A 25,847-nucleotide genomic window follows, 5' to 3' on the forward strand; every position below is an offset into this window, starting at 1 on the left:
GTCACATGAAGTCTGATAGACCTGTTAATAAAGGTGATTGAATTGGGTTCATCCAAATCTAATTTTATTAAAAAGGGCCTGTTAGATGCACAATCTTGTAAGTTATGGCCATTTTATGGCAATCATTGTCGAAAATAGCGAAAAGACCCACTTAGTCTGGTGCGGTATGATTATTGAACAGACAAGTGCCCTGTAGGTACTGATGTTGGTGGTTAAGGTTTTGCTGGAGGTTGTATGGCAGAGTTGCAAATTGAAAAGTCCACGGTGATCACCCAACTCAAGGGCTCCGTGTTTGTCATCAGTGCAGATGGATCTGTCATACGAGCAAAGGTGGGGATGGCATTGCAGCCGGGGGATCGCCTGCAAGCTGCCCAAGGTGGCCACTTTCAACTAGCCGAGCCGGGCAGTGATCCTGCTGGTGAGCAAGATATGGCCGCCAAACCTGAGCCTGCTGCTGATGGACAACCGACTGATCCGGAACTGGCCTCGTTGCAAGAGGCGATCCGTCAGGGTATTGACCCGACCGAATTGTTCCAGGAGACCGCCGCCGGCAACGCAGCCGCTGCGGGCAATATCGGTGGTGTGGCCGGTTCCAGCTCGGGTGGTTTTGTGGTGGTCGAGCGTACCAACGATGCCACCCTGGCCGAGGCCGGTTTTGATACCGACCATGCGGTGCAACCTGTGGGCGATGAGCTGCTGTTTTCCGAAGAACGCGATTTCTTTGCCGCCATCACCATCACCGAGCCCCAAACCAGCGACAACATTATCAACGCCGATGAAGCGGCTGGCGTCATCATTCGTGGTGTGGTGGATGATGTGGAGGTAGGCCAGCCAGTCACTGTGATCCTTATCGATCAGGCGGGAAATTCACTGACGGTGACGACCGTGGTGCTGCCCGGCCTGGTGTGGGAAGCCAATTTTGGCGATGTGACCGGCAAGTTGGTGGATGGCCCGTTGCAGATTGTGGCCAACACCCAGGATCAGGCGGGCAACAATGCCAGCGACACCGGACAGACTCTGCTTGATACCATCACCACCATTACCCTCGATCTCGCCGATGAGAGCGACACCGGCGCCAGCCAGATCGATGATCTGACCCGCGACAATACCCCGCTGCTGCAAGGAAAGGGGGAGCCCGGTGCCACCGTAACCCTGAGCCTTGGCGGTAGCGTGCTCACCGTCCTGACGGTGGATGCCGCCGGTAACTGGCAATATCAGCTGCCGCAGACCCTGGCCGATGGCCAGTACCAGTTTCAGGTCAATTCCGTGGATATTGCCGGCAACCGCGCCAGCGATACCCTTGTTATCAATGTCGATACCCGGGCCTTCATCGATATCGATGATCTCGATACCACTGCCCTGTTTGGCAACAGCAGCGCCACCCTGAGCGGCTCCACCAGCAATGTGGAGGCAGGTCAGAGTGTCACCATCACTCTGGTCGACAGCAATGGCCAGCCGCTGCTGACCACCTCGGCACTGGTGGGGGCCGATGGCCGCTGGCAGGTATCAGGTCTTGATCTCTCCGGTATCAATCAATCCTTTGAAGTGCGTGCCAGTGTCACCGATCTTGCGGGCAACACTGCCAGCGATGGGGCGCCGCTGATCGGTCAGAGCGAAACTCTGACGCTCTCCGAAGCCGGATTGGCCGAAGGCCCGATCACCGCGACCGGTAGCCTCAATACCGGTGCCGGTCAGGATGGCAATCTGCAAGTCCAGTTCGCTGCTGATCAGAGTGCCTTGGAAGGGCTGGGGCTCGTCAGCCATGGCGCGCCTCTTGGCTACACCATCAACGGTCAGACCCTGACCGCCAGTGCTGGTGGGGCGACTGTCTTCACCCTGACCCTCAACAATGACGGCAGTTACCGCATCGTCTGGAGTCAGAGCCTGGATCACGGTCAGGACGCGTTGCGCCTGCCGTTCAACCTCGAATATCGCGACAGCGACAGCGATCTGGTGAAGGCGCCGCTGGTGATCAATCTGGTGGACAGCAATCCGCCTAGCTTCGAGATCCCGGCCATTCCTCTGACTGAAGATGCCTTTATCAACGGTGCTGCCGTAGTGGGTGAGAGCCGTTTTGTAGTCAAACACGGTGTCGATCCTTTGTTGGTGGATTCGCTGGTGTTCAGTAATCAGAACAGTACCCTGACTACCCTCAACGGCTCGGGTCTTGCCAGCGATGGTCATCCGCTGACCTTTGAATTTGCCGATGATCGCACCTTGGTGGGTTACTACCTGGATGGCAGTGGCCAACGGGTGGAGGTGCTGCGCGCCGAGCTGAAGGCGCAGCAGCAGGGCAGCGATCTGGCTGGGCGGGTGGTGGTCACCCTCACCGGCCCGCTCGATCATCAGGGGAGCGACATGCTTTCCCTCGATTTGCAGGTGAGCGCCAACGAGATCGATGGCGACAGCACCAGCGCCAACCTGACCCTGACCGTCAATGATGGCAGTGATCCCGTATTGGGCGTCGACAAGGGGGTCGCCCTGCAAGAGGGGGGCAACCAGAGCATCGATGGTCAGCTGCCGGTGACGGTGGGCAGCGATCGTCTGGTCTCCCTCAACTTTGATGCCAGCCAACCGGCGCTGGCGGGGCTCACCAGCCAAGGCAAGGCGACAACCTATGAGGTGCAAGATAACCAGCTGATCGTTAAGGATTGGCAGGGCAAGGGGATCCTTACCGTCACCATCGGTCTGGATGGCAAATACAGTGTCTCCCTGACCGGCGTATTTGACGAGCCGGAGGCGACTAACAGCCTCAACCTTGGCTTGAAGGTACAAGGCAGCGATTTTGACGGGGACAAGAGCAACCTCGGTACCCTCAATATCACCATTACCGATGGTGCCTTGCCGCAGGTTAATCCTGTCTCCCTCACCTTGACCGAAGATAGCAACTGGCAGCAGGGCCAGACTCTTAACGGCGATCTGGCCATCACCGCAGGCAGCGATCCATTAGCCAGCATCACTTTCGATGCCAACCAGCCTGGGCTGCAAGGATTCACCTCGGGCAAGCAGGCCGTGACCATCACGGTGGCCGATCACCTGATCGAGGGGCGCACTCCCGACGGCAAGCTGGTGTTTGAGCTGACCCTCGGCAACGATGGCAAATACAGCTTCACCCTCCATCAGCCACTGGATCAGAGCAGTGCCGACAGCCTGCTCAAGGCGGGCTTTACCCTGCTCGACAGCGACGGCGACAAGGTTTCCTCCACCATGACCGTGGCGGTGGGTGATGGCGCCAATCCGACCATCTCCGCCATGAGCGGCACCATGATCACCGAAATGGCACAAGGGGAGGCGGCCGCCGTCAGCTCCATGAGCTTCTCGGTCGCGCACGGCAGCGATGCCCTCGACCCCAACTCCCTTGGTTTTGATATCGCCACCATTCAGAGCACCCTGACCGGCTTGACCAGTCATGGCAACCCGGTCACTTTCTCCCTCGACGCTAATGGCCAGCTGGTCGGGACTGCCGGTGGGCAGGTGGTGCTGCGCGCCGAGCTGAGTCTGGTCGACAACAACGGCAACTGGATCATCACCGCCAAGGTGACCTTGAGTGGCGAGCTGGATCATAAGGGGAGTGAATCCCTCAACCTGCCGCTGGCCGTCACCCTTGCCGACAAGGATGGCGATCGCATCGGTACCACGCTGCCGCTCACCATCGCCGATGGCACAGCTCCGAGCTTTATTGCTGGCACTGGGGTGACCCTGGATGAGGGGGACCTCACTGGCAGCAACAGCTTGAGCCAAACCGGTCACTTCGATGTGCAAGCCGGGTCGGATCGGGTGGTTGAAGTAGCCTTTGCCGATGCCAGCGAACAGCCTGCGCTGACCGCATTGGGTAAACCGGTGCAGTACGAGCTGGTGGATGGTGACCCGCTGATCCCGGGCAGCCAGCTGCTCAAGGGCTATGTCGAGGTCAATGGCCTGCGGGTCGAGGTGTTCGAGGTCAAGCTGGTTGGCAGCCTCGATCAGGCGGGCAAGAACGGGTTTGACTATCAGGTGACCCTTTATCAGGGGCTTCATCAGAGCGGCAACGCAGTGACCGAGCTGCCCATCAAGGTGATCGTCAATGACTACGACAAGGCAGGTGGCAACAACGACAGCACCAGCGGCACCCTCAATATCCAGATTGGGGAAGGGGAGAAACCGACCCTCACCCTGACCGGAGTGACCCTCAATGAAGGGCGCTTCGATGGCGCCGCCAATAACCAGACGGCGGATGATCAGCAAGCCAGCGGCAAGATCACCATCAAAGCCGACTCGGATCCGGTGACCGATGTGCGTTTGACCTTTGCTGGTCAGGTGATGGATGCAAATGGTAAGGCCATCACCCATAACGGCGAACCCCTGACCTGGAAAGCGGTTGGCACGGATGGTCACACCTTCCAGGCGGTGACCAGTGGCGGTCTGGTAGTGATGACGGTTTCCATCCCCACTGTCCCTGCCACCATCGCCGCTCATACCAGCGCAGAGATAGGTTATCAGGTGACGGTGCATACCAACCTGGATCACGGTGCAGACAACAAGCAGGAGCTGACCCTTCCGGTCGAAGTCACCGACAGCGACGACAGCAAAAATCAGGGAACCGCCACCATCACGGTGACTGATGGCATCAACCCGGTCATATCCGCCATTGAACCGGTTCGGGTCGAGGAGTCTGATCTCGATGCAGTGAACGGTCAGCATCCAGGGACCACACCTGCAGATAGTGGAGAAACCGATAGTGGCAAGGTGACCATCACTGCCGGTGCGGATCGGGTTGCCTCCCTTGAGCTGGATGTGGCTGCATTCAATCAGGCCAATCACCTCATGTCGGGTGGCAAAGCGGTTACGCTGGCTGCACACAGCACCGGCTGGTATCTGGCTACGGCCGAGGGGGGCAAGCCCGTTTTCTGGGTCCACCTCGATGTTAACGGCAGTTACAGCGTCCATCTGGTAGGCCAGCTTGATCACGGTGCACAAGGCAAGGATGAGTTGACCATCGAAGTGCCGCTGTTTGTCACCGATCATGATGGCGACCGCAGTCCGAACGTCAGTGTGACCGTGACGGTGCAGGATGACATGCCTATCGGCACTGTGCTGGCTCATACCCTGAGTGAGGGGAGCAGTAGTGTGACCGGCGATCTGCTGCCTACCGCCAATGAAGGTGCGGATGGTGCCCGCGTCGAGTCGATCAGCATCAATGGCCAGACGTACGCCATCAATGGATCTTTGATACAAGATGTAATGAGCCCCGATGGCAAGCAGGTGATGGGAACCCTGACCATCTCTGCCGACGGCTCCTACTCCTTCAAGCCTGCGGCCGGTTTTGATCATGACAATGCCCAGCTGAGTCAGGTGGTGACAGCCCATCTGGTCGATGGCGATGACGATCGTGCGGACAGCACACTGACCCTCAATCTGCAGGATGAAGCGGTGCGCTTTACCGTTAGCGAAGCCATTGGTAACGAAGATCAGGGGGCGCAAGACCCGAGGCTGGGTATCCCTATCAACATGCAGCTCGATATAGGCGATTTCGATCGCGGTGAGCATGTGGATCAGTTGCTTATCCAGGCGCCTGCCAATGCCCATGGCACCTTCTATTACAACGGGGTTGCCCTCACCACCACGGCTGATGGCAAATGGTTTATCGTCCCGCCAGCAGCCATGGTGACCAGTGATAATGTGCACTACAGCACCCAGGGGGTGACTTTTGTGCCGGATGCCAACTGGTCTACCTGGAGCAACAAGGGCCAGCAGCTGCACTTCCAGGTACAACTGCAAGTTGGTGTCACCGAAGGGGCGGCACCTGCGGCTGTAACGGGCGATCTGGCTGTGACGGTGCGCGGCGTGGCCGACAAGCCGATGTGGGACACAGCCAACACCACTCGCCACTATGAGACCAATGAAGACAGTACGGGTATCAAGCTGGACGTCAAGGCGAGCCTGACTGATACCGACAGATCCGAGACGTTGACCTATCAGATCAAGCTGGAAGCGGGCAAGGGAATCCTGATGCTCGACGGTGTCGAGCTCAAGCCAAATAGCAATGGCATCTACACCGTTTCGGCAGGTACCATCAACAAGGTGACTGTGGTTCCGGGCGAGGATTTCAGTGGTGACATCAAGCTGTCGGTGACGCCGATCAGCACCGAGAAGAACCCTATCGCTCAGGGTCAGGGCACGGCGCAGGGAGACAAAATTGATCTGGTGATCAACGTCAATCCGGTGGCCGATGACGCCAAGCTCACCGTGCGTGACATTCAGGGCAAGGAAGACACCCTGCTCGATCTGGGCAGCAAGATCTCCCTTGCTCATCTGGATGACAAACTCGATGGCTCCGAGCAGATGTTTGTCCGCATCAGCGGCCTGCCTGACGGTGCAACCTTGTTGCTGGGAGGTTCCGTCGTTGCACAGAACATAGTCGGTTACTATGAGGTTCCTGTTGATCGGATTGGCGAACTCAAGCTGCAACCGCCGAAAAACAGCAACGTCGATTTCGACTTGATCATCAAGGGGGTGGTGAAAGACACGGCTACTCTGACAAATGCCAGTGGCCAGACCCATACCGTGGTGAACGAGAAGGAGACGGGCTCCCAGACCCTTCATGTGGATCTGGTGGGGGTGGTGGATAAACCGGACTTCATTCTGAGCGATACGGGCTGGACCCAAGATGGTGAGGGTTACAGCATCACAGTGGCTGAGGATGGGCGTGCTCCCCTTGATTTCAAGCTGGTATCCGGTGAGCTGGCGGATACCCCGTGGGATAAATCCGAGAGCCTCAACGTGGTGCTGCAAGGGCTGCCGGAAGGGGCTCGGGTCTTTGATGCCAATGGCAAGGAGCTGACCTTTACCTTTGCCGGGCTCGATGCCAGCGGCAAACCGACCTATCAGGTCAATGTATCGGATCTTGGCAACCTGCTTATACAGCCGCCCCACAACAGCACGGCGGATTTGAACCTGATCGCCAAGGTGGTGGTGACCGAGAACGATGGCGATCACAAGAGCTTCGAGGTGCCGCTGCATATCAAGGTGGCACCGGAGATTGACGCCACCGACTACAGCAAGACCAGCCATGGCCTGGAAGATCAATTCACCGTGCTGGACTGGCATCCGACCTTCACTGACGGCGCCGAGAAGGTCACGGCGCTGAGCCTCTCCGGGGTGGAGGATGGCTACCAGATCTGGTTGCGAGTCGGCGGTGTCGAGAGCCAGCTGACCGTGGTCAGTGGCAAAGGTCACCCTGACTGCCGCCCAGCTCGACAGCCTGCTCAACGGGGGGCAACTGCTGGTGAAGGCGCCGGAGGATAGCGATCGGGATACCACTATCCAGAGCCATGTTACCGTGACCCAGCATGATGTGGATTCGGGCGCGGTGGCCGAGAAGGTGATCGATGGCAATCTGCATGTCGATATCCAGGCCGTGGTGGAGCCCGATGGCGTGCTGACCCAGAGCGGTGGAGCTCTCGTGGGGCAGAGCGGTGCTGATATAGACCTGACTGGACGCTTCGTCTTTACCGACCTCGATCCCTCGAGCGTGGAGGAGATCGACTATCTGGTGATCAACCTGCCGGTGTTGAACGGTGGTGCAGGCGATCAGTTTGTGGTGGTTGGCGGTATCAACAACGGTAACGGCAGCTGGATCGTGCCGGCGGGCAATCTCGGTAGCTTCAAGCTTCATGCGCCGGACGGGTTTGTCGGCAAGGTCGAACCGATCCGCATCGATGCCATGGTGATCGACCGGGGCGATGATGGTGATGCCAGCGCCCATGTCAAAGTGAGCCTGGAAACCAGTGCCGAATTTGAGAACAAGCCAGTGACGCCCAAGACACCGGCGGCGACTGTCGATATCGACGACAACGCCGTGCTGGTGGGCAAGGAGGATATCCGGGTTGATTTTGGTCAGCAGCTCAAAGGCGTGATCCATATCGGCGCCGCCGACCAGGCCAGCGACGAGGTGACCATTGTCCTCAAGGGGCTGCCAGCGGGCGTCACTATCAGCGGGGCCGAGTACAACATCTCGACCGGTGAGTACGTCATCAAGGTGCCGCCGTCACTGGCGGGCCTGGAGGGGTTGACCCTTGGCTTGCCACAGGACTTTGCCGGTTCGCTCAATATTGAGGTGAAGGTGGTGAATACCGATACCGCCAGTGGCGATATCAAGGTTGACAGCAGCACGGTTAGGGTCGATGTGGCCCCCGTAGTCGATGTGAATGGTGGTCGTGGCGAGCATCCGGAACTGACACTGACCGTGCAGGACACCAACCATGACGGACAGCCGGACAATCTGGAAGATAGCGAGATCCACCTCGATCTCTCGGTGAAACTGGCCGATATCAGCCCCTCCATCGCCAATGGTGGCCTCGAAACCGTGGAGCGGGTCACCATTACGGTGGATGCGAAATATGGTTACTTCCTCGATGGCAGCGGCAAGCCGGTCAACACCCTAGTGGTCAACGATATGGAGGTCCTCAAGGACTTGGTGTTTGTGCCCAAAGAGCACTTCAGCGGTCAGGTACCGCTCGACATCAAGATCGATATCGTCGATACCGCGCTGGTCAGCGGCCAACAGGTGAGCGACAGCGGCAGCTGGAGCGGGCAGGTCGGCTTTGAGGTGAGACCGGTCAACGATCCGGCCCAACTCTCGGTTCACAGCGTCACGGGGAGCGAAGACGGCACGGTCAACCTTGCCGGATTTGGCGCAACCCTTATCGACAACGATGGCTCGGAGCAGATCGTCGCGCTGCAGATCAAGGGGGTACCGGATGGCTTCACCCTGTCGGCTCCGGCGGTCAACAATGGTGGCGGCGTCTGGCAGGTACCCGTGGGGACCGATTTCTCCAAGCTGACCCTGATCCCGCCGGCCGATTTCAGCGGCACCGTGGATCTGTCACTCAGTGCCTTTACCCTCGACAAGGGGCTCACCATTCCGCTCGAAACCAGTGGCAGCTTTACCGTCACCGTCAATCCGGTGGGGGATGCCCTTATCGCCGATATTCAGGGTCAGACGAGCGGTACCGAAGGGGATGTGATCACGCTGGATCTGGGGCTGGAGACCCGGGATTCCCAGCCAACCGGCGGCAGTGCGGGTAATGTGCATGAGAACAAGCCCGAGCAGGTGCGGGTCACCATCGAAGGGGTGCCTGATGGTGCCGAGATCCGCTTGCCAAACGGCGTGGCGGGGACGGTTGTTGATCTGGGTGGCGGTCGCTGGCAGGTCACTACCGAGGGAGGCAAGCTGGGTGCTGTCGAGCTGGTGACCAATGATGCCAACGGTGCACTGGATCTCAAGATCACCGCCCAGAGCCTCGACAACGGCGCCCTTGGCCCCGAGGTCAATGGCACCATTCATGTAGAGGTGAGTCCGGTCAACGATGCGCCAATCAACGTATTGCCAACGACCCCTCAGGTCGCGCAGGAAGATCAGCCTTTTGTCATCCACGGTTTGCAGGTGAAAGATGTGGATGCGGGCAACAGCCCCATCAAGATCACCCTGTCGGTGGAACATGGCACCCTGACGCTACCTGCTGGCAGCGGCGTGACGGTAGTCGGCAACGGCACCGGTTCGCTGGTGCTGACCGGCACGCTGGCCGATCTCAATGCCTTGCTCTCTGGTGGGGTCACCTATCAGGGCAACAGTGATTTCTACGGCAATGACGCCCTGACCATGGTCATCAACGATCAGGGGAACACGGGTAGTGGCGGGGCACTCAGCGATACCGATGTGCTGCCCATCGAGGTGCAGCCGGTCAACGATGCCCCGGTCAATCAGCTGCCTGGCAGCATGACGGTGAAGGAAGATGGCTCCCTGTCGCTCTCCGGCGTCAGCGTGAAGGATGTGGATGCAGGCAGTGCGCCTGTCTCCATGGTGCTGCGGGTCGAACATGGTGTACTGACCTTGCTGGGTGCAACCGGTGCCGTGATGGTGCAGGGGGCGGGTACCAGCGAGATCACCCTGGTGGGGTCGCTGGCTGATCTCAACCTGTTGCTGGCAAGCAACCTGCACTATGAACCGGCCAAAGATTTTTGGGGAGAAGATACCCTTACCGTCACAACCTCCGATCAGGGCAACACTGGTGCGGGTGGCCCGCTGAGCGACACCGATCAGGTGACCATCACGGTCACTCCCGAGCCGGATATGCCGGGTCTGACGGTGGATCAGCATGCGTTCCATGCCTTGCAGGGGGCCGTTATCCCCCTTGGCATCAATGCCAGCGTGGTCAATCCGGCAACCGGTGAGCTCTCCATCCGCATCAGCGGTCTGGATGGGGCGCAGGTGCAGGACGAGCATGGTCAGATCGTTGGTCATGCCGATGGCAATGGCGACTGGCTGATCCCGGCCGATCACTCGGTTCCGCTCTACTTCAGCGGTTTTGGCGACGGTGACCATGTGCTGGGGATCAGTGCCGAGTCGAGTGTCGGCGGCTCAACCGTCAGCACGCCCCTTGAGACCATTACGGTGCACGGCCAGAGTGGTAATGAGCTGGTCGGTTCCGATCAGGGGGATTGGCTGTTTGGTTCCTCCGGCGATGACCGTCTATTGGGGGGGCATGGCAACGACATCCTCACCGGCGGGGCTGGCAGCGATCTCTTCGTCTGGCAGCACGGGGACGAGGGGAGTCTGGGGCTGCCCGCCATCGATACCATCACCGACTTCCATCCGGAGCAAGGGGACAAGATCGATCTGGCTGACATGCTGCAAGGGGTCACTGGCAATGGTGTCGATGATCTGCTCAAGCATCTCTCTGCCTCGGTGACCACGGGGAGCAATGGCCTGAGCGATGTGAATCTCTCGGTTTCACCCGCTGGTGATGGCCAGATAACCCAACAGATCACCCTGAAGGATGTGGACCTGACCAGCTGGAATCTCACCAGCACCTCGTCCCACGATATCCTGCAGAGCATGCTGGAAGATCAACATAGCCTGATCATCCAGCACCCCTGATAGCGAGCGTGAAGCGTAAAAAAGAAGAGCCGGCAATTGCCGGCTCTTTGTTTATCTCTGCGTGGATTGTTTTTTTATACGGCCGCAAGGGCCGGAGTAGTCAGGCCAACGCCTGTGCCAGCAGGTGGATCGGATGCTCACAGCGGAAGCTGGTGCTCATCTCGATCTGCCATTTGCAGGTCTCGCAGTCGGTGATCACCAGATCGGGGGAGAGGCGGTTGATTTGATCAAACAGCCCCTCACCGATGGTCTGGCTGGTCTGGTAGTTCTCCGACTTGAAGCCGTAGGTGCCGGCGATACCGCAGCACTGGGACTCCAGCACCGTCACCTTGACCCCGGGAATGGCGCGCAGCAATTCGAGGGTGTAGATGACGCCCCCCATTTTTTCCATGTGGCAGGGGGTGTGGTAGGCGATGTGCAGATTGAGCGGCTTCATCGCCGGTTTGTTGCCCTTGTAGAACTCGTTCCACAGGAAGCGGGTCACCAGCGAGATGCGATCCCGCACCTTGTGGTTGTCCTGCTCCAGCAGGTGGGGATATTCATCGCGCAGGGTAAAGCCGCAGGTGGAGGAGGTGGCCAAGAGCGGCATCTCGTTGCCCAGCAGGGAGTTTTCCATCTGCTTGATGTTGAAGGCCGCCTGTTGCTTGGCCTTGTCCATGAAGCCGTTGGCAATCAGCGGCACGCCGCAGCACTTCTCCCGCTCAAGCAACTGCACACCGATGTTCATGGCGTTGAGCACCTGTACCAGCTCCTTGCCAAGCTGCGGGTGGTTGTAGTTGACATAGCAGCCGTGGAAGTAGGCGATCTGCCGCGCAAAGCTGGCCTGAGTCTCTTTCTGCTTTTTGTACCAGCCGCGGAAGGTGCCTTGGGAGTATTTGGGCAGATCGCGGTGGGATGAGACCCCCAGCGCCTTGTCCAGCACCAGCTTCATCGGCTTGAGGCCGGTGGTGAAGTTGACCACCGGCGCCATCAGGGTAGACATGCTGCCCATCAGATCGGTGTGGGAGAGCACGAACTCGCGGATCCCCGGTTTGAAACCGCTGTACTGATGCTTGGCCTTGGCGATGATGTCGCCGATGCGCACTCCGCTCGGGCAGGCTACTTCGCAGCGTTTGCAGTTGGTGCAGTGCTTGAGGGCGCTATCGAACAGCTCGGGGCTCTTGATGCGCAGCCGCTCGCCATCCGGGCCCGCCTGTTTCGGGCCGGGGTAGGCGGGGTTGGCCTTGGCCACCGGGCAGTAGGCGGTACAGACAGTGCATTTGATGCACTGATCGAAAGTTTGGTTGGCATGATCCAGTAGCATGTCAGTTCTCCTCCCGGCGATGATGAAGACACGGGATATGGGACGTAGTAATCATTGGGCCGCGCCCAGAATATGGCCGGCAGCCTGCCAGCCGGTGGCAACGGCAACGCCGGAGCCGGAACCTTCACGAATTGGGTCGTAATGGGCCAAGACACTGCCCGCGCCATAGAGGTTGGTGAGCGGCTTGCCGCCACGCAGCACTCTGAGCTTGTCGTCGGTCTTGACCCCGAAGCCCATAAAGGGGTGGTGATCGAACAGGCGGCGACCGGCCCAGGCATCGCGTTCCTCCAGACTCAGCACATCGGCATCGAAGATGGGCTCGCGAATGCCGCGCAGACGGGACTCCAGCCCACGGCTGAAGAAGCTGCCGGAGGCGAGCACGAAGTTGTCCGCTTCAAACAGCTGATCATCGCCATTCTGGGTATGTACGCCGACCACCCGGTCACCGTCGTAACGGGCGCCCAGCACCCGCTCGCTGGTGAGGAAGGTGCCGCCAAGGGCCATAAAGCGGCGCTTGAGCGCCTCCTGCATCCGCATCCCGATCAGTGATGGCGGCATGGTCGCCACCTCCTTGATGGTGCAGCCGGTACGCTGCTCCAGCTCCGACAGACGCGGGCCAACCAGCCCCAGCGACAGGCAGGCGGGCAGCACGATATGGCGGCAGCCGGGTACGCCGCTCTCCTGCACCATGCGGCTGATCTCGCGGGCCAGATCGGCCACCAGATGATGCTTGTCACAGAGGCGCGCGATGTCGGCTGAGCGAAACTCGTGGGGATTGCGGCTGAATTCCGCCAGCTGGGGCAGGCGGATTTCGCCAGTCAGAATGCGGCAGTGGGCAAAGCGCGGATGGGTCGCCAGATTGGCGGCTGCCAGTGCCGGATGAAAGTCGCGAAAGCCCTCGAGGGTGGCCAGCAGCAGCACGTCCGGGATCGGCGCATCGGTGACGCAGGCGCAAGTATCGGGGGAGAGCCAGGTACGCTTGAGGGTGCCGATGGGGGTCAGGCGCTGGTGATTGGTGTCATGGCGCACCAGCGGCAGCCCCTGCTCAGCACAGTGGCGCTGCAGATCGGCCAGACTTGCCTCGATATTTTGCATCCCCACCTTGCTGTAGGGGTGATCCGGATGGGCTGCCATAAAAGCTGGCAGGGCTGCGCGGGGATCACCCTCGCTTTCGAGCAGATCGACCGAGCCGGAGGAGAAGTGCAGGGCACTCTGGCCGGAGGCCATCAGCAGGGTCTTCTGGCCTGCCTCCACCAGCCGCAGAGCAGCCGAGAGGCCCGCCAGGCCACCGCCGATAACGATATTGTCAAACTTCATGACGGCTCTCCTTGTGAGTGGTCTCGCTGGTTGGGTCGCGTGGGGTATCGGCAACCAGCTGCGGCGTCGTCCATTCCCCCAGGCCAAACAGCCCTTCGTAGATCCAGTAGGTGAACTCGGCCTCGCGCAGGGCATCGCCCCACAGAACGGGGCGGGTTCCCTTGTAGCGCTCTTCCAGGAACTGGCGCAGCATGACGCAGGCCTGACGACCGTCCGCCTTGCCATACTCCTGCATCAGGCCGGCGGCGCGGTAGGCACACAGCTCGCCCTGACAGGGCCCCATTCCCAGACGGGTGCGGCGGCGCAGATCGATGAGGTTGTCCACATCCAGCTCGCGCAGGGCGTATTCGATTTCGCCCGCGGTGACCATTTCGCACTCGCATATCAGGGCGTTGGCTTTCGGATTGTCACGGAAGAAGGCGATGACCCGCTCGCCGTGGCGGTACTGGGCGGAGCCTTCGACCGGCACCGAGAGACCGGGGGCGGAGACCTTTTCCGGATCCCGTGAGCCGGGCAGGCTCAGTTCGGCGGTCTGGCAGGGCTTGTTGTTGCCGAGTTTCTTGGCCAGCAGATCGGTGGCCCACTCAGCCATCAGGCGGTAGGTCATCAGCTTGCCGCCGGTGATGGTGTTGAACCCCTTGAGGCCATCGCGCTCGGCGTGATCCAGCAGCACGATACCGCGGCTGATGTTGCGGCCGGTGTCGTCACCGTCCACCGCCACCAGCGGACGTACCCCGGCATAGGCGCGCAGCAGGCGGGTGCGCGCCATGATGGGGGCGAGCTTGATCCCCTCGCGCAGCAGTACCTCCACCTCTTCGGGCTCGACGGTGAGCTGGTCAATCTTGTTGTAATCGATGCGGCTGGAGGTGGTGCCGATAAGAGAAATGGTATCGCCCGGCACCAGAATGTCCGCATCCGCCGGTTTGCGGGCGCGGTTAAGCACCAGCTGGTTGATGCGGTAATCCATGATGAGCAGGGAGCCCTTGGCCGGGAACATGCGGATGCCGAGATCGGCATATTCGCAAATTTGCTGGCCCCAGATGCCGGCGGCGTTGATCACCTCCTGACACTCCACCTCGAACGCTTCGCCGGTGCGGGTGTTGATGGCCTTGACCCCGTGCACCCGATCTTGCGTGCGCAGCAGCCCCAGCACCTTGCTGTGGGTAAAGATGCGCGCGCCGTGCTCTTTGGCGTCCAGCACGTTGGCGGCGGCGAGGCGGAACGGGTCGACCGTACCGTCCGGTACATGGATGGCGCCGATCATCGCCGGGTTGGCGTTGGGCTCCATGCGCAGGGCTTCACCGGGATCGAGCTGGCGGGTTTCGATACCGGCCAGGGCGCAGGCATCCATAAAGGTGGTTTGGAAATTGATGTCATCTTCCGGTAGGGTGAGGAAGAGGCCGCCCGTGTCTTCGACACAGTGGCTGGCAATCCGCTTGAGGATGCGGTTTTCCTGGATGCATTCGCGGGCGGACTCCTGATCCGTCACCGCGTAGCGGGCACCGGAGTGGAGCAGGCCGTGGTTGCGGCCGGTGGTGCCGGCGGCGATATCATCGCGCTCGAGCAGGATGCAGTCGATACCGCGCAGTGCGCAATCGCGCATGATGCCGGCCCCTGTGGCACCGCCGCCTATGATGACGACTTGTGTAGTTATTCTTTTCATTGTTGCCCGTCTCATCTCTTCCAGATGAGGCCAGTGTGGCCTACTTCTGAGTGGAAATGTTTGATATGGGCCAAATTTGCGTTCGCAAACGCTCATTTCTCCGCGCATTAATGAGCAATATGTGACATTTGTCACGCTTGTTATCGCATCGGTTGATGGGCCGGTGGCGAATGGCAGACACAAAAAAGGGGCATCGGATGCCCCTTGTCACTGTTTGACGAGTCTGGTGGGTGTGTTATGGGTCAGCCGCAGCACTTCTTGTGCTTTTTGCCGCTGCCACAGGGGCAGGGATCGTTGCGTCCCGCCTTGAGGGGGGCCGGATCCTGCTCTCCCTCGGTGTAGACCCAGCGCCCCTGATAACGCACGAAGCGGGAACGCTCATGGAGGCAGTGACGCTCATCCCCTTCCAGAAACCAGGCTTTGAACTCCACCATCCCGGTTTCATCCTCCGGGCCACCCTGGCTGGCGATGATCTCGAGACCATCCCAGCGGGTGTCGATGCGTGAAAGCTCTTCGGCGGTGAGACCGCCAAGGTGGGTCGGGTGCCAGCTATGGACCAGATACTCCCCCAGACCCAGCACGAAGGCGCTGTAACGTGAGCGCATCAGCTGTTCGGGAGTCTGGGCGGGAGTACCGCGGTGAAGCGAGCCGCAGCACAGTTCGAGATAAAGGGTTGACCCACAAGGACAAAGATTCATGATTTTCACGTTCTGGCCAATTTGTTTAAGGGAATTGTAACGAAAGCTGGGCTCGCCCTGCCAGCACCTATACTGATGAGTAAGCAAGGAATTCCAATAAAAACAGCTGCAAGGATGTGAAAGATGACGCTAAAGCAGAAAATCCTGTTACTGGGTGCAGTCCCCGTACTGTTGATGGCCCTAGTGGTCAATCTCAGTAACTACATGGTCTCCAAGCGCGATCTGGAGTCTGATCTGGTGGTGGCGAGGGAAAATGCCATCAAGGAGCGTAAAGCGCTGCTCAGCAGTTACATCATGATGGCCAAAACCGCCGTCGATGCCGTGTATTCCCTGCCGGATTCACCGGAAAATCGTCAAAAGGTCAAAGAGTTGCTCAGGCCGCTGCGTTACAGCAGTGACGGCTACTTTTTTGTCTATGACTTCGAGGGCAACACCATACTGCTGCCGGTGCGTACCGAGCTGGAGGGGAAAAACCGCTGGAACGACAAGGATGCCAAGGGCAAGTTGCTGATCCAGGAGATCCTCAAGTCGGCCCGTCAGGGGGATGGTTTTACCGAATACTGGACGGCCAAGCCCTCCATCGGTCGCGATGCTCCCAAACTGGCCTTTACTCTGGTGCTGGACAAATACCAGTGGGCCATTGGTACCGGTTTTTATATCGATGATATCGACAACGAGCTGGCAGCCTTGCGGGCAGAGCGCGAGAGCAACATGCATGCCTCGTTGCAGAGCAGTGTGCTGTTGATCCTGCTGATCCTGGGTATCACCCTGGCGGCGACCATCATTGTGGGCAACCGGGTCACCAAGCCGCTGGCGGATGCGGTGCTGGCATTGAACGATATCGCCAACGGCGACGGGGATCTGACCCAGCGTCTCAAGGTGCAGAGTCAGGACGAGATTGGCCAGCTTGCCAGCGCTTTCAACCGCTTTGTCGAGCGGATCCAGTCGGTGGTGAGTCAGGTGGGCGAGACCAGCAACCACCTCTTCAGCGCGGTCGACAAGTTGCACCATCTGAGCGAGCACTATGACCATCAGATGCAGGGTCACAGTCGCGAGACCGATCAGGTGGTCACCGCGGTGACAGAAATGAGCTCCACCGCGCAGGAGGTGGCGGCCAGTGCCTCCAATGCCGCGACGGCAACCAGCGATGCGGCCCGTGAATCGGACGCCGCCCGAGGTGTGGTGAGCGGGGCCATCAACAGTATCAACCGGCTGGTGGGGGAGGTGCATACCGCCTCCGGCGTTATCGAACAGCTGGCGCAAGAGACCGCCAAGATCGGCTCGGTGGTGGAGGTCATTCGCGGCATTGCTGAGCAGACCAACCTGCTGGCGCTGAACGCCGCCATTGAGGCGGCCCGTGCCGGTGAGCAGGGACGCGGCTTTGCGGTGGTGGCGGACGAAGTGCGTTCGCTGGCTGGTCGTACCCAGCAGAGCACCAAGGAGATCAACGAGATGCTGCAACGTCTGCAGGGCGGGGTGAAGCAGGCGGTGGAGGTGATGCAGGCGAGCGAGGATCGCAGCCAGGAGACGGTGCAGGAGGCGAGCCATATCGCCAGCTCCCTCGACAGCATGGTGATGGCGGTCAGTACCATCAACGACATGAACATCCAGATCGCCACCGCCGCCGAGGAGCAGCACGCGGTCTCCGAGGAGATCAACAAGAACCTGGTGGCCATTCAGCAGATTGTCAGCGAGTTGACCAGCGCGGCGGTGGAATCCAACAGCACCACACGCGATCTGGCCAGTACCGGTGACAAATTGCGCAAACTGGTGTCGCAATTCCGTTATTGATCTTGCAATGGTCCGTGACGGCAACCACAAGATGCGGCCTGACCCCCGGTTCAGGCCGCACTTTATTTGGGGATTGACCAATAATGTGTGAAAATTGCCAGCCTCTTTTTTTCAGCCTTTGCCCCATACCCTATGAATGAGATCGTGAAAGGTAGTATCGATTTGATCCGGCAGCTCAACTACGGCCTGGTCTATGCCAGCCTGGAAGAGCACAAGGAGCTGTCGCGCACCGATCTCTCCCGCCTGACCGGCCTCTCGCCGGCCAGTATCACCAAGATCACTAGGGAACTGCTTGATGGGGGTCTGGTGGTCACCTGTGGTGAAAGTTCGGTGGGGCGCGGCCGTCGTCAGACCTTGCTGCGCATCAACGAGCGCCGCTTCCAGTTTCTCTCCATGCGTCTTGGCCGTGGCTACGTGGATATGGCGCTGTTTGACTTCTCTGGTCGCTCGCTGGCCCGCCAGCGCCACCTATTTACCGAGGAGGAGCGCGCCGATCTGCTGGGCAGTCTGGTGCATGCCATCAAGGTGTTTTTGCCGAGAAAGTCCCTCAGTCTGGCCTGCATCGCCCTCTGTCTGCCGGGTCAGGTAGAGCGCCACTCCGGCATGGTCAAGCACTTCCCCTTCTACGATCTGCGCAACTGGCCCCTTGGCCCGACTCTGCAACAGGCGTTCTCGGTACCTGTGCTGGTGAGCGGTGACGTGCGCACTTGGATCCAGGCCGAGCGGGAGTGGGGGGCTGCCAAGAATTGCGCCGATGCGGTGCTGGTGTTTGTCCACAACGACATCGGGGTTGGCATGGTGGTCAATGGCCAGCTTATCGAGAGCGAAAATGCGCTGCTCGGAGATCTCAGCCATTTGCAGCTCGAACCTTACGGCCAGCGCTGCTACTGCGGCGGCTTTGGCTGCGCTTGTACCCTGGTGACCAATCAGGCGCTGGAGGCGCAATACCGGGATCTGCGCGAGCGGATGCAGGAGCACGACTTGCCCGAGAGCGTCACCATCCGCGAGCTGTGCGAGCTGGCGCTGGCGGGCAACGGCCTCTGTCAGGATATTCTCCATCAAGCGGCGGGTCGTCTCTCCAAGGTACTCTCCAATCTCATCTGCCTGCTCAATCCGGGCAAGCTGCTGCTGGGGGGCGAGATCACCCGTGCCGATCGGCTGCTGTTCCCCATGCTGCACCAGTCGCTGGCCAGCCAGTTGCCCGCCGAATATCTGGTGCGGCTGCAGATTGAATCCACCCACTTCTACGAAGATCCCACCAAGCCCACTTCGGTGCAGGTGCACAAGGCACTGCGCGATGGCAGCCTGTTGCTGGAGCTGCTACGTAGCTGTCAGGAGTCGTAAGGCAATAGGAGTTGGCACTGTGTCTGGCGAAAGGGGCAGGGATTGCTGTTCCGCCAGCGTGTAACTGGGTACAATCTTGCGCTTTTCCGGCAGCCCCCTGTTATCGCGCCCTGTGGCGCCATGACATGTTGGTATGTATTGCTGCCGTTCCTGTTTTGACTCCAGTTGTGAACCTAGATGAAGCCTGTTCCTGATCACGCCGTCAACCGCCTGCGGGCCTGGCGCAAGAGTATCTCTACCCGACCGTTTCTTGCCCGTGGCGGCACCCTGGCCCGCTGTCCAGCCTGTCAGCTGCGCGAGGATTGGTGTGCCTGCGAGTGGCGCCCCGAGCTCAAAGCGGAGGCCGGTTTCTGCCTGCTGATGTATGACAGCGAGCCGATGAAGCCCTCCAACACCGGTTGCCTGATCGCCGATGTGTTGCCGGATACCACCTGGGCCTTTCTCTGGTCGCGCACCGAGCCGCATCCCGAGTTACTGGCCCTGCTGGCCGATCCCGCCTGGCAGCCCTATGTAGTCTTTCCCGCTTGCGAGAAGGAGCCTGCCCGCCTGACCGGCGAGGTGATGCTGGCACCGGGGAAAAAACCGCTCTTTATCCTGCTCGATGGCACCTGGCCGGAGGCGCGCAAGATGTTTAACAAGAGCCCCTATCTGGACGGTTTTCCGGTGCTCGCCATCAAGCCTGATGCGCTCTCGACCTACGGTATGCGGGTGGCCAACTGCGAGGAGCACCTTTGCACCGCCGAAGTGGCGGCCTGTGTGCTGGAAGTGGCGGGAGAGCTCAAGGCGGGGCAGGCACTGCAGCACTGGTTCAATCTGTTCAGCAGCCGCTATATGGCCGGGCGGGTCAGCCGTTTCCCCGGTGCCGATGAGGAGCATCTCTGTGAGGCACTGGCGGCCATCAAGGAAGCGAACGTCGCTTCACCGGCTTGCTAACTGGCCCTCTGAGGGGGCAGGGGCCTGACAGCTCAAATCAATGAAAATCAGGAATCAATTGGCTGCCACTGTTTCGTTAGATTCATGGTCAGTGGCCCGTTAGGATAGCGGACAGCCTGTGCAGCCCCCCGCACAACGTCGTTTTGGTTATCTCTGGTTGCTCGACCCTTCGGGCAACCCACTCTCGTGAGGTCTATGGATGGAATTGGAACTGGTTACCCTGTTTGCCCTGTTCGGTGTGGCGCTTGTCGCCGGCTTTATCGATGCCATCGCTGGTGGCGGCGGCCTGTTGACGGTGCCTGCTCTGCTGGCCACCGGCATGCCCCCCGCGCTGGTGCTCGGTACCAACAAGCTGCAGAGCAGTTTTGGCTCCTTCTCCGCCACCTGGTTCTATGCCCGCAAGGGGCTGCTGGAGTGGGCCATGATCTGGCCTGCGGTGATCTGCACCTTTATCGGTGCGGCCATCGGCACGCTGGCGGTGCAGACCATAGACGCCGCCATTCTCGAGCGCCTGCTCCCTTTCCTGCTGATGGCCTTTGCCTGCTACTTCTACTTCTCGCCGCGGGTAAGCGATGCCGAGAGCTCCCGCCGTCTGACTCCCATACTGTTTGCGCTGCTGGTGGGGGGTGGTGTCGGCTTTTATGACGGGTTTTTCGGGCCGGGCACAGGTTCGTTTTTTGCCATTGGTTTCGTGGCGCTGGCGGGCTTTGGCATGGCGCGCGCCACCGCCCATACCAAGCTGCTCAACTTCACCTCGAATATCGCCTCCCTGCTGTTCTTTGCGCTCGGTGGCAAGGTGGTGTGGAGTGTCGGCTTCTGCATGGCGCTGGGGCAGTTTATCGGCGCCCGCTTTGGCTCCAAGATGGTGCTGAAAAAAGGGGTGAAGCTGATCAAGCCGCTGTTGGTGACCGTCTCCTTGCTGATGTCTGCCAAGCTGGTGTGGAGCCAGTATCCCGAGCTGTTTGCCTGGATCTGAGCCGCGGCGAGTGTGCGACAAATCGGATGTTTACGGGGCCCAAGGGCCCCGTTGTCATATCTGGTGTTTTACATGGCTAGCGCGGTGTGTCGCTTCGGTGGCGAAAGTGTTGGTGCAGGGCGCTCACCAGCCTGGCGATCCGCTCTCGCTTTAGGCTGTTTGGTCGGTAGACCAGATGGAGGGGGCGGCCCAGCCCGGGCATTGGACGCGCCATATCCCCCTGTTCTCCCACCAGCCCCAGTAGGCCAGCGGGGAGCAGCACAGGGCCAATACCTGCCTTGGCCAGTTCGATGAGCGCCAGATAGGAGTCGAGCTCCATGGCGGGCTCCAGCCCCAAATAAGCCAGCGGTTCGCGCAGGTAGCGGTTGGAGGGGTTCTCCAGATCCATGGTGAGGATCTTGCGCCTGCTTTCTGTGTTGGCTGGTGGCAGGCTCGGCTGCGCCTCGCCCACCAGATAGAAGGGCTCCTCAAGCAGCAGATCGGCGCCGAGGCCATGGCCGGGAGGGAGCCGACCGGCGCAGATGCCGAGCAGGGCATCACCGCTGCGCACCCGCGCCAGAATGACCGGCGTGTGGTGGGTAGAGAGGGCAAGGTGGGGATCGCGCTCCAGATAGTCGCGCATAAAGTGGGCGAGATAACCGGCCAGCAGGGTTTCGGAGCAGGCGATGGGGAGGGGGCTGTGATCCGCCAGATCCTGACTATCGGCCAGCACTCCCTTCATCTCTGCCAGACTCGGGGCCACTCTCTCCAGCAGCTCCTTGGCCTGCGGGGTGAGCCGGATCTGGCGCCCCTCCGGCTCAATCAGCTTCTTGCCAAGGCGCAGCTCCAGCTGGGCAATCCGCTTGCTCACTGCCGACTGGCTGATATAGAGGCGACTGGCCACCTTGGCCATGGTTCCTTCACTTGCCAGTAGGCTCAGCGTCTCCAGCCCTTCCAGTAACATCTCGCCCCCTTGTTTATCGCCATCAGGATCGTCACAGATTGATCAGCGCTACCTTAGGGGCTGACTGGCTCAGGAGCAAGGGTCGTTTGCTGCCTTGGCCGGTCGAATGCGCCATTCACTTAAGGGCGGTGCGAAGATCACCAGATTGCCGATGAGGCTGATCACCACTCCGGCCACCGAGACCGGCTGCCAGACAAAGCCTTCATAGAAGGTGGAGAGGGTAAGCGCCACCAACGGAAAGAGCACGGTGGCGTAGGAGGCCTTGCTGGCACCGATGCGCCCCACCAGGGTCAGGTAGGCGGTAAAGGCGATCACCGAGCCAAACAGGGCGAGGTAGACCATGGCCGCCAGATAGTGGCCATCGGTCGGCACCACCAGTTGCTGCCCGAGCAATATGACCCAGCCCAGCAACAGCACCACGCCGTAAACCATGCCCCAGGGCACCAGTTGCAGTACGTGGTAGCCGTGGCGTTGGCCTCGTGCCGAGACCAGATTGCCCAGCGAAAAGCAGAGGGTGCCGCCGCAGGCGAGCAGCAGCCCCTTCCAGCCGTTTGCACCCAATTGCGCATCTGCCAGCACCGGCCAGAACAATAACAGGGTGCCAAAGAGCCCCAGCAAGGAGCCTTGCAACCAGCGCAGGGTGGGGCGCTTGTTCTCGAACAGCCAGAGGTTGAGGCCGTTGAAGATGCTGGCACTGGCGAAGATCACCGCCGACATGCCGCTCGGGATATAGCGTGTGGCGTGGTAGAAGCAGAGAAAGTTGGTGGAAAAGAGCAGGGCACCGAGCAGCGCCGCATAGCGCTGGCCATGCCACGGCAGGCGCGGAAAGCGGCCGCTGGCGGTGAGCAGTGCAAACAGCGCAACCGCTGCCAGCAGGAAGCGATAGAGCACCGACACCTCGATGGGGATGGGGCCAAGTTGCCAGGCGATGGCAATCCAGGTGCTGCCCCAGATAAGCACGGTGGCAAGATAGAGCATCAGATTCATCACATTTCCGGTGAGTCAGGGAGAGATGACCCACTATGGGGCGAGCCCTGATGGCTGGATTGCACCATCTTGCGGTTTTTCATCGCCTTGCGCTGTCATCTGCGGGCGCGGTCGGTAAGATGGATGGCAGCGGCATAACACGTACATCAGAACAGGCGGCAGGGGCGAATGAAAACAGCAGGGGTATTTGATGCACTGGTCAGCACCGGCGCCCGGCTGGAGGACGCCTGCTGGCTCGAACCCGGGCTTGGCGTCGCCAGTTGGCGCAACTGTTATGACCAGACCCGCTATCACAAGCCGGGCCACCACACCCTGAGCGTCTATCTGCAAGGAGGCGAGCAGACCGAGCGACTCGATGGGCCGGGTGGCCACGGTGGCACCGGCAAGGTGTGCATCATGCCGGATCACCACAGATCCGAGTGGCTGGTGCGCGAAGAGTTTCGCTTCTTTCATCTCTACTTCACCCCGACTCACCTCACTCGTATCGCCGAGGAGGTGTGTGACAAGGAGGGGCGCCACCTGCAACTGGTGGACAAGACCTTTATCGACGATCCGCAGGCGGCCGAGCTGGTGCAGCGCCAGCTGATGCAACTGCAGTGGCAGCACGGGGTCGATCGGCTGGCGCTTTCACACGGCGCCTGGATGTTGATCCTCCACGCCTACCGCCACCACACCGAGGAGGCTCCCGGTTTGCCGCCTCTGCGCGGCGGGCTGGCGCCCGTGGTGATCAAACGGGTGCAGGAGTATCTGCAGGCCCATCTGGCCGATTCGGTCACGCTGGCAGAGCTGGCCCAGCAGGCGGGGCTGAGCGAGTATCACTTTGCCCGCATGTTCGGTCAGAGTCTCGGCTGCCCGCCCCACCGCTATCTGCTTGGGCTGCGGCTCAAACGGGCCAAGCAGCTGTTGGCTGGCCCTGAGCCGCTGGCCAGCATCGCCAGTCAGTGTGGCTTCTCTTCCCAGGCCCATTTCGGTAATCGTTTTCGTGAGGCGTTTGGTTTGACGCCGGGGCAGTGGCGGGCACAATTGTCATCTTCCCGTCACAGATAACCCTGAGACTTTGGGTAAAAGAGGTGTACTCTCTACCACTTATCCATTGAAAGGAATGCCCATTGAATTATCGCAAACGTCAAATCCGTACCCGTCATCTCTGGTTCAGCCACTGGAATGCCCCGCAAGATCGCACCGCTGTTGTTACCCCTCCCGAACCTGCAGTGCCTCACAGTTCACGTTGAAAAAGCCCCGCCTGCGATAGGATTTTTCCGGTAATTTTGCCACTATTGCCCCATCACAATGATGTGGACATGGCTGGATGTTTCTGGAACGTATTGAAGTCAAAGGTTTTCGCGGTATAAATCGCCTGTCGCTCGGGCTGGATCAGACCACAGTATTGATCGGCGAGAATACCTGGGGTAAATCGAGCCTGCTGCGCGCCCTCTGGTGTCTGCTGGGGCAGGATGCCGAGCCCTATCAGTTCAGCGCCGAGGATTTTCACCAACCGGAAGATCCCGAACTGGCCCCGGCGCGTCACCTGCAACTGGTGCTCACCTTCAGTGAGCACAGACCCCAGATGTGTCAGCACTCCCGTCGGCTGGCCCGTCTTTGCCCCTCCTGGGTGCTGCACAAGGACAAATTCCACCGCATTCACTATCGCGCCAGCGCCGAGCTGCAGGCGGATGGCTCTGTGCTCACCATTCACGACTTTCTCGACGGGGTAGGCAAGAGCTTGCCCATCGCCAATACCCACGAGCTTGTCTGCATGCTCATCACCATGAACCCGGTGTTCCGGTTGCGGGACGCCCGTACCGCTCGCAACGGGGTGGAGACATTGCAGTGGGGAGATCTCTCCGAGCATCGCCTGAGCGAGCTGGCGGACAAGCTGATAGATGAACCCCAGCGCATCGGCGAGCCGGAGCTCAAAGAGGCGCTCCAGGCGGTGCGCCAGCTGATGGATCACTACTTCAACGCCCTGGCACCCATCAAGAACAAGCCGCGCAGTCAGCGCGACATCATCAATCGCCCCATGACATTGCGCAATCCTGGCAACCTGCATACCCTGCTGCGCCGCGCCGATAACCGCGCGCTGCAGCTGGCGATGGCGGGGATGGCTGCTACCCTGCTGCAAGCGCGGGGCAACCGCGAGCTGGAGGAGGGGGCCCGTCCCATCATGATCCTGGAGGATCCTGAGAGCCGGCTGCACCCGACCATGCTGGCGCTGGCGTGGGGGCTGCTGGAACAACTGCCGGGCCAGAAGCTGCTCACCACCAACTCGGGGGACTTGCTCTCTTCCCTGCCGCTCAATCAGGTGCGGCGGCTGGTGCGCCGTCAGCAGGATATCCTCTGTCACCAGCTGGGGGGCGAGCGTTACAGCAGCGACGATCTGCGCAAGATCGCCTTCCATGTGCGGATCAACCGCCCCATGTCGCTGTTTGCCCGTTGCTGGCTGCTGGTGGAGGGGGAGACCGAGATCTGGCTGCTCTCCGAGTTGGCGCAGATCTGCGGTTACAGTCTGCGGGCCGAGGGGGTGCGGATCATCGAGTTTGCCCAGTGCGGCCAGTCGCCGCTCATCAAGGTGGCGCGGGACTTTGGCATCGAGTGGCACCTGCTGACCGATGGCGACGAGGCGGGGCTCAAGTATGCCACCTCGGCCCGTGGCCAGCTCAAGGGAGAGCGGGAGCGGGACCGACTGACCCAGCTCCCTGCCGCCGACATCGAGCACTACCTCTATCACAACGGTTTTGAAGCTGTGTTTCGTCGCGAGGCCGGGGTGGGCGGGCGCGCCATGTGGAGCGCCAGTCATATCATCAACAAGGCGATCCATCACCGCAGCAAGCCGGGAATGGCGCTGGCGGTGGTGGAAGAGGCGGAGCGGCTCGGCGCCGAACATATTCCGCCGGTGATCCGCCAGATGTTTGCCCGGGTGGTGGCGCTGGCCCGCGGTCAGGGCTAAAGCCACCACCGTATCCGGTCATTATGG

At 60.3% G+C, this 25,847-nt stretch carries 12 protein-coding genes and 1 pseudogene; 7 read left to right on the forward strand and 6 right to left on the reverse strand.

All coding sequences use genetic code 11. The features are described 5' to 3' along the window. The first annotated feature begins 234 nt into the window (after positions 1–234). Positions 235–10,918, forward strand: a pseudogene (locus tag ACTG2J_RS09670) (retention module-containing protein). Positions 10,919–11,018: 100 nt separating this feature from the next. Here the strand turns inward: ACTG2J_RS09670 and glpC are convergent. From glpC to ACTG2J_RS09690, 4 genes are all read right to left on the reverse strand, one after another. After that, on the reverse strand, positions 11,019–12,221 hold the full coding sequence (glpC, locus tag ACTG2J_RS09675) for an anaerobic glycerol-3-phosphate dehydrogenase subunit GlpC (protein WP_236294136.1): 1,203 nt from the start codon (positions 12,219–12,221) through the stop codon (positions 11,019–11,021). A 51-nt stretch (positions 12,222–12,272) separates the two neighbouring features. Continuing rightward, positions 12,273–13,538: a glycerol-3-phosphate dehydrogenase subunit GlpB gene (glpB, locus tag ACTG2J_RS09680; RefSeq protein ID WP_439997434.1), complete on the reverse strand. Its 1,266-nt coding sequence runs from the start codon at positions 13,536–13,538 to the stop codon at positions 12,273–12,275. Next, positions 13,528–15,201 carry an anaerobic glycerol-3-phosphate dehydrogenase subunit A gene (gene glpA / locus ACTG2J_RS09685; RefSeq protein WP_439997435.1) on the reverse strand — a complete coding sequence of 558 codons (1,674 nt, stop codon included), beginning with the start codon at positions 15,199–15,201 and terminating at the stop codon, positions 13,528–13,530. Before glpA ends, glpB begins: the two co-directional genes overlap by 11 nt. A gap of 242 nt (positions 15,202–15,443) precedes the next feature. Further along, entirely contained in the window at positions 15,444–15,899 is a 456-nt protein-coding gene (locus tag ACTG2J_RS09690) for a YchJ family protein (RefSeq protein WP_439997436.1), read from the reverse strand. A 123-nt stretch (positions 15,900–16,022) separates the two neighbouring features. Here ACTG2J_RS09690 and ACTG2J_RS09695 point away from each other — a divergent pair, with 123 nt between their 5' ends. The 4 genes from ACTG2J_RS09695 to ACTG2J_RS09710 all read left to right on the forward strand — a co-directional run bounded on the left by ACTG2J_RS09695 (position 16,023) and on the right by ACTG2J_RS09710 (position 20,943). Next, complete coding sequence (locus tag ACTG2J_RS09695; RefSeq protein ID WP_439997437.1) at positions 16,023–17,690, forward strand: methyl-accepting chemotaxis protein; 1,668 nt, start codon at positions 16,023–16,025, stop codon at positions 17,688–17,690. Positions 17,691–17,822: 132 nt separating this feature from the next. Beyond that, a complete protein-coding gene (locus ACTG2J_RS09700; RefSeq protein WP_042055876.1) occupies positions 17,823–19,034 on the forward strand; it encodes an ROK family protein in 1,212 nt (403 codons plus the stop codon). 177 nt (positions 19,035–19,211) lie between these two features. Continuing rightward, positions 19,212–19,967, forward strand: coding sequence for a tRNA-uridine aminocarboxypropyltransferase (locus ACTG2J_RS09705; RefSeq protein WP_439997438.1), 756 nt, complete (start codon positions 19,212–19,214; stop codon positions 19,965–19,967). Positions 19,968–20,166: 199 nt separating this feature from the next. Further along, entirely contained in the window at positions 20,167–20,943 is a 777-nt protein-coding gene (locus ACTG2J_RS09710) for a TSUP family transporter (RefSeq protein ID WP_159163721.1), read from the forward strand. A gap of 76 nt (positions 20,944–21,019) precedes the next feature. Here ACTG2J_RS09710 and ACTG2J_RS09715 read toward each other — a convergent pair whose 3' ends face one another. Both ACTG2J_RS09715 and ACTG2J_RS09720 read right to left on the reverse strand, forming a co-directional pair. Continuing rightward, on the reverse strand, positions 21,020–21,886 hold the full coding sequence (locus ACTG2J_RS09715) for a LysR family transcriptional regulator (protein WP_439997439.1): 867 nt from the start codon (positions 21,884–21,886) through the stop codon (positions 21,020–21,022). Between the two features lie 69 nt (positions 21,887–21,955). Continuing rightward, on the reverse strand, positions 21,956–22,873 hold the full coding sequence (locus tag ACTG2J_RS09720) for a DMT family transporter (RefSeq protein WP_042055857.1): 918 nt from the start codon (positions 22,871–22,873) through the stop codon (positions 21,956–21,958). Positions 22,874–23,041: 168 nt separating this feature from the next. Here ACTG2J_RS09720 and ACTG2J_RS09725 point away from each other — a divergent pair, with 168 nt between their 5' ends. Further along, a complete protein-coding gene (locus ACTG2J_RS09725; protein ID WP_113739972.1) occupies positions 23,042–23,920 on the forward strand; it encodes a helix-turn-helix domain-containing protein in 879 nt (292 codons plus the stop codon). A gap of 262 nt (positions 23,921–24,182) precedes the next feature. Further along, positions 24,183–25,820 carry an ATP-dependent endonuclease gene (locus tag ACTG2J_RS09730; protein WP_439997440.1) on the forward strand — a complete coding sequence of 546 codons (1,638 nt, stop codon included), beginning with the start codon at positions 24,183–24,185 and terminating at the stop codon, positions 25,818–25,820. Positions 25,821–25,847 lie beyond the last annotated feature (27 nt).

The sequence above is a fragment of the Aeromonas sp. 6P genome, assembly GCF_051919525.1.
Classification (GTDB): Bacteria; Pseudomonadota; Gammaproteobacteria; order Enterobacterales; family Aeromonadaceae; genus Aeromonas; species Aeromonas veronii.